Here is a 12466-nt window from a genome sequence, read left to right as displayed (position 1 = left end):
TTGCAAGGCAGGTGGGGCAGGCTAAATGACTTGTTTACTTTTCTTGATATTTAAAGTAGTCAAAGTCGGCGGGTAGATTTTGACCGGAACCGTCTTGACACTGCATTCCGACAAAGGCCCCTGTAAAGAAACCGCCACCGTTAATATAATCGTCTGATAGTTTATATGAATAAAAGTTTATCGGAATCGCTGTCCAGTTTTCTCCATCAAATGAATAGGAGTAGGTGTAAATATTTGTTTGGACGTCTACCCGTAAATAAACATATGCGACATGTTCAGGAATAATAATTTCATTTCCTTTTAAGGGTTGGTCAAAGGTGAAATTGTCACATGTTGTTAAGTCCAAAATTCTTCCTTTTTCCTCATGCCATGTAATTTGTAGTGCTGTCCAATTTTGCGTATTATAATAATTCACGAGACCGGCTGCTTGTTGGAAGGAATTTGGGCTAAATGCTACTTTTGTTTCAGCTGTGAAATTAAAGTGTTGCCAGCGTCTTGCAACAAATGCTTGCGTGAATTTTGAAGTCAACGACTCTTTTCCGTATAGTCGTAAATGTCCTGGATTATCTTCTAAAGATAAGATGTTTTTCTCCAGTGGAATCCGTAATGTTTGAAAATGTAAGTTTAAATCATTTGAATTAAAATCATCTATCGTTGGATAATCCGGTTGCCATTTCACTTCATCAATAGCAGGTCCCTCAATTTCAACGGAAGGCTGGTTGCCGCCAACAATGTAAGGCCAGTCATTTTTCCATTCCATGCGTTGGATTGCGGTTTCACGTCCAAGTGGACAGAAGCCTCTAGGATCAAGTAAAGGTTGTCCTTCTTTTGGCAATGGACGTCCTGTTAAATGAACTAAAAACCACTCGTCTGTATGTGTCTGAACAAAGGAAGCATGTCCAGCCTTTTGTAAAGGATTTCTTGGGTATGGAAATGATGTGATCAATGGGTTTTCTGGATGTACTTCATACGGCCCCCATAAGTTCTTTGAACGTGCGATTGTTGCTTGATGGTCATATTTTGTGCCACCTTCAGCAGTAAGTAAATAATAATAGCCATTTATTTTGTAAATATGGGGTGCTTCCGTTAGCATCACGTCTGTGCCTTTAAAAATAATTTCAGATTTTCCAATTAGCTTTCTATTTTCATGGTCGTATTCTTGCAAAACAATACCGTAAAAGTTATGGTTACCAATCCGATGGTCCCAGAACATATTTGCTAAATATTTTCTTCCATCATCATCGTGAAATAAAGAAGGGTCAAATCCAGAGCTATTTAGAAATATAGGTTCAGACCATTCACCGTCGATGGTATCACATGTAACTAAATAATTATGGGAATCTTTCCACTGTCCTTCGGTAACTTTGACATCAGTGTAGATGAGCCAAAACTTACCATCAGCGTAAGATAGTTGAGGTGCCCAAACCCCACCTGAATCGGGATTACCTGACATATTTAATTGACTCAAGCGCTGAAGTGGTCTTGATATAAGACGCCAGTTTTTCAAATCCTTTGAATGATAGATTCCTACACCGGGAAACCATTCAAATGTAGATACTGCGATATAATAGTCTTCGCCCGCACGACAAATACTTGGATCAGGGTTAAAGCCAGTTAAAATGGGATTTGTTATCGTTGCCATAATGAACCACCTCTATTAATATATTTTTTGTTACACCTAACGTAAATCAGCATGGAGTCGATATACTCCAGTTTGTTGAAAGGGTTTACATTTGTTTTGTCAAAAATGCTTGAATTTGTCTGTGCTCATATTATCATAACATATAGTTTGTCTAATCAACAAACAAAGTATATTTAATAAAAATAGGCTCCTTCTTAGAGCGTAAAAGGAGGCTATAGAAAATATCATACATGTGCTTTTTATTTTTAATAGTTGCAGCAATAAACTCAAATGCGCCAAACCCTCGTATTAATAGTTGCAGCAATAAAATCAAATGCGCCATGCCCTCGTATTAACAATCCCAGCAATAAAATCAAATGCGCCATGCCCTCGTATTAACAATCCCAGCAATTAAAATCAAATGCGCATGCCCTCGTACTAACATTCCCAGCAATAAAATCAAATGTGTCAAGCTTTCGTATTAACAATCCCAGCAATAAAATCAAATGCGCATGCCCTCGTATTAACAATCCCAGCTAGAAAATAATATTGCCATGCTCGGTTTAAATGCGATAAACAGTATTGCACACTCACGCTTTGTGTAGATTATTTTGTAAAAATTCCTCTACGGCAAAAGCTGCTACTCCCATTGCGGCGGAATGTGTTGATAGGCTAGAAAAGTCCACTTGTAAGTCTTGTTGTTGAAATAATTGTGTTTGATCTAACTGTTTTTTTATTGGCGCTATTAACCATTTCTTGGATGCGGCTAAGCGTCCTCCGACAATGATTTGTTCAGGGTTGAAAATATTAACGATGTTTTTTAATCCAATCCCAACTTGATTGCCAATTTCTTCAAATAAGGCGATTCCTTTTTCATCTCCTTTTTCAGCAAGTGATAGTAAACTTTCTAGTGAAATTTCCTCTTCGGATAAAGATGTTAGTTTTAGTTGTGCAGCATAATCATCTAAAGCTTGTTCGGATGCATAAAGTTCCCAACATCCTTTACTGCCACAACGGCAATCTTTCCCATTTATATCGATTGTCATATGTCCAAGTTCACCAGAAAAACCGTTATTGCCTTTATACAACTCACCATTTAAAATAAGTCCGACTCCGATTCCGATACCAATACTCACGTAAACAATATGTTTTGTGTCCATACCGATTCCGAATTTCCTTTCACCGTGGGCTCCCCCGTTGGCTTCGTTTTCTATTACGATAGGTATGTGATATTTTTCCTCAAGGATTTCTTTTAAGTGAATATTTTTCCATTTTAAATTTGGTGCCAAAAGAATATTCCCGTTATTATCAACTGTACCAGGGACTCCAATCCCAATCCCGATTATTCCGTATGGGCTTGAAGGGACGGACGCAATTAGTGAATCTATTACTTCATAGAGCTTCTCCATGATTTCATCAAAAGATAGGTCTTTAATTTTTATATAATTTTCTTTACAAATATTTCCTTCTAAATCGGTAAGCAGACCAAGAATATAATTTACACCTAGATCAATTCCGATTGAATAGCCGGCGATTTTATTAAATAGAAGCATGACTGGTCTTCTACCACCACTAGATTTTCCAGGACCTGATTCATAGATTAAATGTTCGTCAATAAGTTCGGTTACCTGAGACGAAACAGTTCCTTTATTAAGTCCAGTTATAGATGCAATGTCCGCTCGAGAAATAGGAGAGGATGATTGAATGACGTTAAGAACCAAAGATTTATTTTCCTTTTTTACAACATGTTGGTTCCAAGTTTTGTTTAAGGCCATTGTAGTCAACTCTTTTCTTGATATAGTGTATTCGTTTTAGATAGTAGGTTTTAAAAAATAAATAGCGTAAACTACCGATGAAATGGAGTAATACTATGAATATCTGATTTATACAAGTTTCATAAAAGGTTATGTACTCATGAAGATTGTTAATGTTAGTACATGAAGTTAAATCTGATTATATCATAAACATCTGGAAAAAACTTAGTTTATCCACTGGACAAACAATGTTATGCGTGGTATTCTTTATTTAACCCGTAAAACGGTATATCTTTTAAAAATTCGGAGGTGTCACAATGGGGAAAAAGAAAGCGCTAACATTATTTATTTCTATCATGGCATTATTTTTGTTTTTAGCAGGCTGTTCTGGGTCGGATGATAATAGTCAAGGTGATAAGGGAGATGCAAAGACGATTAAATTCATGCATCTTTGGCCAGAAGGAAGCTCTGCGCAGCATCATAAAATTGTGAAAGATATTGTTGCTGATTTTGAAAAAGAGCATGAAGGCGTAAAAGTAGATGTTGAAGTATTAAGTAATGAACAATATAAAGATAAATTAAAAGTATTGTCTACATCAAATGAGTTGCCAGATGTTGGAATGACATGGGCTGCAGGATTCTTGCAACCATATGTAAGCGGTAATAAATTTGCTACATTAGATGACGTTTTAGATGACGGATTAAAGGATAGTTTTGTATCGGGAACAACAGAAGCATATGCAATCGACGGAAAAACATATGGCTTACCATTAGAATTAAACATAGTTTCTGTCTATTACAATAAAGCAATTTTTGATCAGTATGGTTTAAAAGAACCAAAAGATTATGATGAATTCAAAGACGTTGTAAAAACATTAAAAGATAATGGGGTTGCCCCAATTGCATTAGGAAATAAGGATAGTTGGACGGGTTCTTTATGGTATATGTATTTTGCCGATAGAATTGGTGATGATGATGTACTTACAAAGGCTATTACAAGAGAAGGATCATTTGAAGACCCGGCTCTTATAGAGGCTGCAAAGGATGTACAGGAACTCGTAGATATGGATGCCTTCGTTAAAGGATTTAACGGTCTTTCTGATGAAGAAGCAAAAAGTATGTTTATGAATGAACAGGCAGCGATGTATTTGATTGCCACTTGGGATTTACCAAACTATACAACAAATGAAGATGTCCCTCAAGAATTCAGAGATTCTGTTGGCTATTTCAAATTTCCAGTTGTTGATGGTAAAGGTGATCAAAATAGTTATGTAGGTGGACCTGGTGTTGGACTATTTGTTTCGGAAAACTCAAAAGTTAAAGATGAAGCAAAAGAGTTTGTTGCATATTTCACTGAAAAATGGGGAGAAAGAGCAGTTACTGAAGTTGGGGTCATTCCAGCAACAAAAGTGGATACGGAGTCATTGGAACTTCCGCAAATGTATGTAGATGTGTTAAATGACCTTAACAGTGCAACGAATATTACGTTGTTTGCTGATGTTCAAATGAGTGCAAGTACAGCACAAGTTCATTTGGAACAAATTCAAGCATTATTTGGTAAAGATATAACGCCTGAGGAATTTGCGAAAGCACATGAGGATGCATTATCGGCAGAGGAATAATCGGCTCTATTGGTAATGGTTTATAAAGTTTGCAATCATGCTTAAAAATTGAAAAGGACATTCCAATATCGGTTGTCCTTTTCTACTTTAATGATATGGGGTTGAATACAATGAATAAAGTTATGTCCAATAAGTGGATCATCGCATTGTACGTTCTTCCTGCCTTACTGTTAATTGCCGTATTAATTTATATACCATTAGGATTATCAGCCTATTACGGCTTGATGGACTGGGATGGTATAGGTGATATGAAATTTATCGGGATGGAGAACTACATCAATGCAATACAGGATAGTAAATTTTGGAGTAGTGCAGGGCATTCGGTATTATTAGCTATATTTTCAACATTGAGTCTCATCGCTTATTTAGCAATATCAATGGTTCTAGCTTCAAAAATAAAAGGAGCAGATTTATTAAGGAAAATATATTTAGTGCCGATGTTATTATCCTCGGTTGCGATTGCGCAATTGTGGATTAAGGTATTTAATCCATCGAACGGTATGTTGAATTACATTCTAATGAAATTAGGTATGGAAAATCCACCATCTTGGTTGGCGGAACCTTCAATCGTTTTATACGCGATATTTATTCCAATTTTATGGCAGTATGCGGGTTTTTATATACTCATATATTATGCAGCATTAAAAAACATTCCGGATTCTGTTATTGAGGCTGCAAAAATAGATGGGGCAAATCCAATACAGATTGCGCTTAAAATAAAGCTACCACTTATTATGGGTGTCGTGAAAGTTACGATCGTGTTAGCTATTGTAGGTTCATTAAAATATTTTGATCTTATTTACGTGATGACCGGTGGAGGGCCAAACGGTGCAAGTGAGGTAATGGCATCGTATATGTATAAATTAGCCTTTTCAACGAATAACTTTGGATATGGTAGTGCAATTGGATTCCTCTTATTAGCAATTACGCTCGTAGTGACGATTATTGTACAAAAACTTACAGCGTCGAAAGAAGAGATTCAATATTAGAGGGAGGAGGTTATGAGCATGAAACGATTAGGGAAGGTTTTACTCTATATTTCATTAGGTTTAGTTGCTGTTTTTCAGATTTTTCCTATCATCTGGCTGTTCTTGTTTTCACTCAAAAATAACCAGGAGATATTCTCGGGTTCACCATTTGCTTTACCTACAGAGTTTAGATGGGAAAATTATTTGAAGGTTTGGGAAGGCGGTATTGGAACCTACTTTTGGAATAGTGTTTGGATTACTGGGCTAGCTATTATATTCACAGTACTTTTTGCAAGTATGGCTACTTTTGCAATAACAAGAATGAAGTGGAAATATAGCGGTTTAGTATTAGGACTTTTTATGGTAGGGTTAATGATTCCTATTCACTCTGCGATCATACCGTTATTCAGTATGTTTCTAAAAGTTAGTCTCATTGATAATCCATGGTCCATTGTGTTGACATATACGGCATACAATTTGCCCATAACCATTATGATATTACTCGGTTTTTATTATACATTACCACGGGAAATTGAAGAGGCAGCTATTATAGATGGTTGTTCTATCCATCGTATGTTTTTTAGGATTATCTTGCCGATGACAGCACCTGTTATGTCAACAACGGTAATTATTAATATGATTTATAACTGGAATGAATTTGTTTTTGTAAATACTTTTATAAGCTCGGATAAATTTAAAACATTGACAGTCGGTATTCAAAACTTTATTGGCCAATATATGACGGATTGGGGAGCAATAGGTGCAACATTAATTATAAGTGTGTTACCAATTCTAATTGCATTCATTTTCTTCAGTAATAAAGTGGTAGAAGGTATTTCTTCTAGTGCAGTAAAAGGATAAAACTGATAACAATAAAAAGAGGCTCAAGCCCATGAACCTCATCCTTGTATTTATGAAGCTTGTTTGTTTTCAATTTTTTCGAAGGCGTGTAAACATAGCCACATCGTAATAAATGCATAGACGCTTCCACCAAAAATAAAGGCTAATGCAGGTAGAAGTTTAAAGATAAAATATAATGAAACTAGACTTAATAAAATGAGGAAACTTTGGATTGGACTAACGAGCATAATAAAAAAGGCATTTTTTATGAGCTGCATAGGTTTCATATGATAATGTGCGATCGTTGGAAATAAGTAAATCAAGAATAAAATAAATAAAAATATAAAAGCAAATAAAGGGATATTTATCCAAGTGAAGCGATTGATTGTATTGGAAGTAATAAAATAAAAATCTAATACAATTAATAAAGTGACGGCATATACGAATACACCTAATAAGTTACTTTTCTTAAATTCTTGTTTAAAATAGTTCCAAAATGTTTGGAAGATGGGTATATCTGTTTTCCCACGTAGCCAGTCACGAACAATGGAGAACATGGCAACAGTCGATGGGAAGAAGCCAAATATAACGAACCCGGATATTGTAAAGAGAATCCATAGTAAGTGGATATAGGCAAATCGAGTAATCCATTCCGTGATACGGTATAGTGTGCTGCTAAACATGTTCATGATAAACCCTCCAGAGATATGAGAATATAGTATGGCCGATAGGGAAGAAAAATAATTTTTATATGGGTGTCATCGAAAACAGAAACAATATTTTTTTAGGTAATTGTTAGTTTATCTATTGAATAAACTAAGTTAATTAATATTTTATTTATTATAACATAATCAACATACACTTTAGGAGGAATTCATTATGGCATATTTCAATGAAATAGGAAAAATCAACTACGAAGGTGCTACTTCTACAAATCCGTATGCATTTAAATTTTACAATCCAGAAGAAATAGTCGGTGGTAAGACGATGGAAGAGCAGTTACGTTTTGCTGTTGCTTATTGGCATACATTCACAGCGAATGGAACTGATCCATTTGGTTCCGGCACGATGTTCAGACCTTGGGATAAGTTTACAGGGATGGATTTGGCGAAAGCCCGTGTAGAGGCAGCGTTTGAATTCTTTGAAAAGCTAAATGTACCATACTTCTGTTTCCATGATATTGACATTGCGCCTGAAGGGGACAATTTACAGGAAACATTGCATAACATTGATGTCATTGTTGCAATGATTAAAGATTACATGAAAGATAGTAAGACGAAATTATTATGGAATACTGCAAATATGTTTACACATCCTCGTTTTGTGCACGGTGCAGCAACTTCAAGTAATGCAGATGTATTTGCTTATGCTGCTACGAAGGTTAAAAAAGGCCTAGAAGTCGGAAAAGAACTTGGGGCACAGAACTATGTATTCTGGGGTGGACGTGAAGGATATGAAACATTATTAAATACAGATATGAAACTTGAATTAGATAACTTAGGTCGTTTCCTTCATATGGCTGTAGATTATGCGAAAGAAATTGACTTCGATGCACAGTTTTTAATTGAGCCTAAACCGAAAGAGCCAACGACACATCAATATGATTTTGATGTAGCAACTGGGCATGCTTTCCTACAAAAATACGACTTAGATCAATATTTCAAATTTAATATTGAGGCAAACCACGCAACATTGGCAGGTCATACATTTGAACATGAACTACATTATGCACGAATTAATGGCATGCTAGGATCTGTTGATGCGAACCAAGGTGATCCGTTGTTAGGTTGGGATACGGATGAATTCCCAACAGACTTGTATGCTACAACACTTGCTATGTATGAAATTTTGAAAAATGGTGGATTAGGGCGTGGTGGTTTGAACTTTGATGCGAAAGTTCGCCGTGGTTCATTTGAAAAAGAAGATTTATTCCACGCTCATATTGCTGGGATGGACAGTTTTGCCGTAGGATTGAAAGTTGCACAAAGATTAATAGAGGATCGTGTCCTTGAAGGGATTGTATCAGAACGTTATCGCAGTTTCCAAGATGGTATTGGTAAAGATATAGTGGATGGTAAGGCAAACTTCAAAACATTGGAAGCACATGCACGAAATATGGGTGAAATCACAAATAAATCAGGACAAATGGAAAAAATAAAAGCCACCATTAATCAATATTTACTTACAACCTTTGCTTAAAAATAATGAATAGATAATGTAGATTTCTTAAATTATGTACAGCCAGATGGTAGTTCCTTCATCTGGCTGTACATGTATAAACATCGAAAAGAGGTATGTATCCTATGAAATATGTAATTGGAATCGACTTGGGTACAAGTGCAGTAAAAGTTTTACTCGTTAATCAGCTAGGTGTGGTAGTACAAGAGATTTCTAAATCTTATCCTATCATACAGCGAAGATCGGGCTATAGCGAACAGGATCCAGAAGTATGGGTGGAACAAACTATTCATGCTTTAAAAGAGTTACATCAAAACTTTACCGAAGATACAGCGAATATAGAAGGAATTAGCTTTTCCGGTCAAATGCACGGACTTGTTCTTTTGGATGAAAATGATGAAGTATTACGCCCGGCAATTCTGTGGAACGATACAAGAACAACCGAACAATGTAAAGATATATATGATGTGATTGGCAAAGAGCGGTTACTTGAAATTACAAAAAATCCAGCATTAGAAGGTTTTACGTTGCCTAAGTTATTATGGGTAAAAAAATATGAACCGGCATTATTTGCACGAATTAAAACATTTGTATTGCCCAAAGACTATTTACGCTTTCGTCTAACGAATAAACTACAAATGGAATATTCAGATGCCGCTGGAACATTATTACTAGATATTGCGAAAAAGGAATGGAGTGCAGAGATTTGTGAACGATTAGATATAAACCTAACAATATGTCCACCCCTTGTAACATCCGATGAAATGGTTGGGGAATTATCCGTAGAAATCGCAGAAGAGACAGGACTGCAAACAACAACAAAAGTATTTGCAGGAGGAGCAGATAATGCATGCGGTGCCATCGGTGCAGGTATTTTACAAGAAGGAAAAACACTTTGTAGCATCGGGACATCAGGTGTTGTTTTATCCTATGAATCCAGTAGCAACAAGGAATTTAACGGAAAAGTGCACTATTTTAATCATAGTGCGCCAAATGCCTACTATACAATGGGGGTTACACTCTCAGCTGGACATAGCTTAAGTTGGTTTAAAAATGTATTTGCAAAAGAAGTATCATTTGATGAATTACTCGCAAATGTGGAAGACGTCCCAGTTGGAGCAAATGGTTTACTTTTCTCCCCGTATCTTGTTGGCGAACGCACGCCACATGCTGACTCAACGATACGCGGCAGTTTTATTGGAATAGATGCATCACATAAAATAGCGGACTTTACCCGCGCTGTTCTAGAAGGTATCACATTCTCTCTCAATGAATCAATCCATATATTCCGTGAAGAGGGAAAAGTCATTGACACCATTGTCTCTATAGGTGGTGGTGCCAAAAGCGATACTTGGCTTCAAATGCAAGCAGATGTATTTGATGCGAAAATAATAAAATTAACAAGTGAACAAGGACCAGGCATGGGAGCAGCAATGATTGCAGCATACGGGTGCAACTGGTTCGAAACCCTCCAAGCATGTGCAGACGTATTTCTAAAAGTGGAGAAGGAATTTATTCCAAATGAAGAAAATGTACGGAAATATAAAGAACTGTTTGGCGTATATCAAGAAATTTATAGTACAACAAAAGTACTGAATGAAAAACTATTAAGTTATAGAAGTTGATGATTTATTTCGGTGTAATGGGCGATGATGGAAAAGTAAAAGTAAAAGTAAAAGAGTCTATATAAGGTATTGTTTTATGTGGATTATTATGTGAACACGTATGCAGAAGGAGTGGTCATTTTGAAATATAACCAATTAGGAAATACAGATTTAAAAATTAGTGAGCTAAGTTTTGGTACATGGGCGATAGGTGGTGCATGGGGAAAAACAAACGATCAAGAGGCGTTAAAGGGATTAGAGCGCGCAATAGAATTAGGAGTAAATTTTTTTGATACAGCAGATGTATATGGCGATGGTCATAGTGAACAGTTGTTAGCAAAAGTAACAAGTAGAATGAAACAGGATATTTATATCGCAACAAAATTTGGCCGAGCAGGTGACATTTATGATCCAGATAATTATTCTGAAGAAGCTGTCACCAAATATTGTGAAGATAGCTTGCGACGTTTGAATCGGGATTATATCGACCTATATCAAATACATTGTCCCCCAATGGAGATTTTACAAGCCGGTCATGTATTTGAAGTTTTAGACAAGTTAAAGGAAAAAGGGAAAATTCGTTATTATGGCGTAAGTGTAGAAACAATCGAAGAAGGATTATTTGTAATCGACAATACAAAAGCAAGCGCCTTACAAGTAATTTTTAATATTTTCCGCCAAAAGCCAATCAATACATTATTTCCACGAGCACAAGAAAAAAATATTGGGATTTTATCACGTCTACCTTTAGCAAGTGGACTATTAACAGGGAAATTCACAACTGACTCCACATTCGAAGAGGATGACCATCGCCATTTCAATATTAATGGCGATGCATTTAATGTAGGCGAAACATTTGCTGGACTGGACTTTGCGAAAGGTGTAGAACTTAGTAATAAACTAAGCAGGATAGCGGAAGACCGCGGAAATATGACACGTGCATCCCTAAAATGGATACTAGAACATGAAGCTGTAACAAGCGTCATACCAGGATTCCGTAACGTAAAACAAGTAGAAGATAATATATCCGCTATAAACACCCCAGGCTTCTCCAGTATAGAAAGGAAAAAGCTTGAAGACTTTTACTGGAAAGAAGTACATCCGTTTATTCGCGGCGCATACTAGGCGGTGCGCGTGGTAGAAGATTCGCATTCCATGGTAGAAGATCGCGGTGCGCGTGGTAGAAGATTCGCTTTCTATGGTAGAAGATCGCGGTGTGCGTGGTAGAAGATTCGCATTCGATTGTAGAAGATCGCGGTGCGCGTGGTAGAAGATTCACTTTCTATGGTAGAAGACGCGGTGTGCGTGGTAGAAGATTCACTTTCGATGGTAGAAGATCGCGGTGTGCGTGGTAGAAGAATCGCATTCGATTGTAGAAGATCGCGGTGCGCGTGGTAGAAGATTCACTTTCTATGGTAGAAGACGCGGTGTGCGTGGTAGAAGAATCGCATTCCATTGTAGAAGATCGCGGTGCGCGTGGTAGAAGATTCGCATTCGATTGTAGAAGACGCGGAATCCGTGGTAGAAGATTCGCTTTCTATGGTAGAAGATCGCGGTGCGCGTGGTAGAAGATTCGCATTCGATTGTAGAAGATCGCGGTGCGCGTGGTAGAAGATTCACTTTCTATTGTAGAAGACGCGGTGTGCGTGGTAGAAGATTCGCATTCGATTGTAGAAGATCGCGGTGCGCGTGGTAGAAGAATCGCATTCGATTGTAGAAGACGCGGTGTGCGTGGTAGAAGATTCGCATTCGATTGTAGAAGATCGCGGTGCGCGTGGTAGAAGATTCGCATTCGATTGTAGAAGATCGCGGTGCGCGTGGTAGAAGATTCACTTTCTATGGTAGAAGACGCGGTGTGCGTGGTAGAAGATTCACTTTC

13 protein-coding genes are annotated in these 12466 nt (G+C 37.0%); 10 read left to right on the top strand and 3 right to left on the bottom strand.

Annotated features, from left to right (window positions below):
- Positions 1–34: 34 nt before the first annotated feature.
- The gene (locus tag ACFFIS_RS01345) at positions 35–1642 is read right to left on the bottom strand and encodes a glycoside hydrolase family 43 protein (protein WP_390185843.1); all 1608 of its coding nucleotides are present in this window, start codon (positions 1640–1642) and stop codon (positions 35–37) included.
- Between the two features lie 569 nt (positions 1643–2211).
- Positions 2212–3396 (bottom strand): ROK family transcriptional regulator, encoded by a 1185-nt coding sequence (locus tag ACFFIS_RS01340; RefSeq protein WP_390185841.1) that lies wholly within the window; start codon positions 3394–3396, stop codon positions 2212–2214.
- Positions 3397–3692: 296 nt separating this feature from the next.
- Here ACFFIS_RS01340 and ACFFIS_RS01335 point away from each other — a divergent pair, with 296 nt between their 5' ends.
- The 3 genes from ACFFIS_RS01335 (at position 3693) to ACFFIS_RS01325 (ending at position 6826) form a co-directional block, all read left to right on the top strand.
- Complete coding sequence (locus ACFFIS_RS01335; RefSeq protein WP_390185840.1) at positions 3693–4997, top strand: extracellular solute-binding protein; 1305 nt, start codon at positions 3693–3695, stop codon at positions 4995–4997.
- Between the two features lie 110 nt (positions 4998–5107).
- Positions 5108–5986: a carbohydrate ABC transporter permease gene (locus ACFFIS_RS01330; RefSeq protein ID WP_123315937.1), complete on the top strand. Its 879-nt coding sequence runs from the start codon at positions 5108–5110 to the stop codon at positions 5984–5986.
- An 18-nt stretch (positions 5987–6004) separates the two neighbouring features.
- Complete coding sequence (locus ACFFIS_RS01325) at positions 6005–6826, top strand: carbohydrate ABC transporter permease (protein WP_123315938.1); 822 nt, start codon at positions 6005–6007, stop codon at positions 6824–6826.
- Positions 6827–6876: 50 nt separating this feature from the next.
- Here ACFFIS_RS01325 and ACFFIS_RS01320 read toward each other — a convergent pair whose 3' ends face one another.
- A complete protein-coding gene (locus ACFFIS_RS01320) occupies positions 6877–7494 on the bottom strand; it encodes a YesL family protein (RefSeq protein WP_320380190.1) in 618 nt (205 codons plus the stop codon).
- 190 nt (positions 7495–7684) lie between these two features.
- On the opposite strand from ACFFIS_RS01320, the gene xylA reads away from it, so the two are divergent.
- The 7 genes from xylA (at position 7685) to ACFFIS_RS01285 (ending at position 12368) form a co-directional block, all read left to right on the top strand.
- A complete protein-coding gene (gene xylA, locus ACFFIS_RS01315) occupies positions 7685–9004 on the top strand; it encodes a xylose isomerase (RefSeq protein ID WP_320380189.1) in 1320 nt (439 codons plus the stop codon).
- Positions 9005–9108: 104 nt separating this feature from the next.
- A complete protein-coding gene (gene xylB, locus ACFFIS_RS01310; protein WP_390185839.1) occupies positions 9109–10608 on the top strand; it encodes a xylulokinase in 1500 nt (499 codons plus the stop codon).
- Positions 10609–10728: 120 nt separating this feature from the next.
- A complete protein-coding gene (locus ACFFIS_RS01305; protein ID WP_390185838.1) occupies positions 10729–11712 on the top strand; it encodes an aldo/keto reductase in 984 nt (327 codons plus the stop codon).
- A gap of 95 nt (positions 11713–11807) precedes the next feature.
- On the top strand, positions 11808–11942 hold the full coding sequence (locus ACFFIS_RS01300) for a hypothetical protein (protein WP_390185836.1): 135 nt from the start codon (positions 11808–11810) through the stop codon (positions 11940–11942).
- Complete coding sequence (locus tag ACFFIS_RS01295; protein ID WP_390185835.1) at positions 11936–12070, top strand: hypothetical protein; 135 nt, start codon at positions 11936–11938, stop codon at positions 12068–12070. Before ACFFIS_RS01300 ends, ACFFIS_RS01295 begins: the two co-directional genes overlap by 7 nt.
- Positions 12058–12198 (top strand): hypothetical protein, encoded by a 141-nt coding sequence (locus tag ACFFIS_RS01290; protein WP_390185833.1) that lies wholly within the window; start codon positions 12058–12060, stop codon positions 12196–12198. Before ACFFIS_RS01295 ends, ACFFIS_RS01290 begins: the two co-directional genes overlap by 13 nt.
- Positions 12186–12368 carry a hypothetical protein gene (locus ACFFIS_RS01285; RefSeq protein WP_390185831.1) on the top strand — a complete coding sequence of 61 codons (183 nt, stop codon included), beginning with the start codon at positions 12186–12188 and terminating at the stop codon, positions 12366–12368. The genes ACFFIS_RS01290 and ACFFIS_RS01285 overlap by 13 nt, the downstream gene beginning before the upstream one ends.
- Positions 12369–12466: the final 98 nt, after the last annotated feature.

The organism is Paracerasibacillus soli (assembly GCF_042432965.1).
GTDB classification, from domain to species: domain Bacteria; phylum Bacillota; class Bacilli; order Bacillales; family Amphibacillaceae; genus Paracerasibacillus; species Paracerasibacillus soli.
This window is presented reverse-complemented; position numbering and strand designations above follow the sequence as displayed.

Bases quoted from the DNA above. Each gene is read 5' to 3' on its own strand.
- ACFFIS_RS01345 (WP_390185843.1), bottom strand. From the start codon at position 1,642: ATGGCAACGATAACAAATCCCATTTTAACTGGCTTTAACCCTGATCCA.
- ACFFIS_RS01340 (WP_390185841.1), bottom strand. From the start codon at position 3,396: ATGGCCTTAAACAAAACTTGGAACCAACATGTTGTAAAAAAGGAAAAT.
- ACFFIS_RS01335 (WP_390185840.1), top strand. From the start codon at position 3,693: ATGGGGAAAAAGAAAGCGCTAACATTATTTATTTCTATCATGGCATTA.
- ACFFIS_RS01330 (WP_123315937.1), top strand. From the start codon at position 5,108: ATGAATAAAGTTATGTCCAATAAGTGGATCATCGCATTGTACGTTCTT.
- ACFFIS_RS01325 (WP_123315938.1), top strand. From the start codon at position 6,005: ATGAAACGATTAGGGAAGGTTTTACTCTATATTTCATTAGGTTTAGTT.
- ACFFIS_RS01320 (WP_320380190.1), bottom strand. From the start codon at position 7,494: ATGAACATGTTTAGCAGCACACTATACCGTATCACGGAATGGATTACT.
- xylA (WP_320380189.1), top strand. From the start codon at position 7,685: ATGGCATATTTCAATGAAATAGGAAAAATCAACTACGAAGGTGCTACT.
- xylB (WP_390185839.1), top strand. From the start codon at position 9,109: ATGAAATATGTAATTGGAATCGACTTGGGTACAAGTGCAGTAAAAGTT.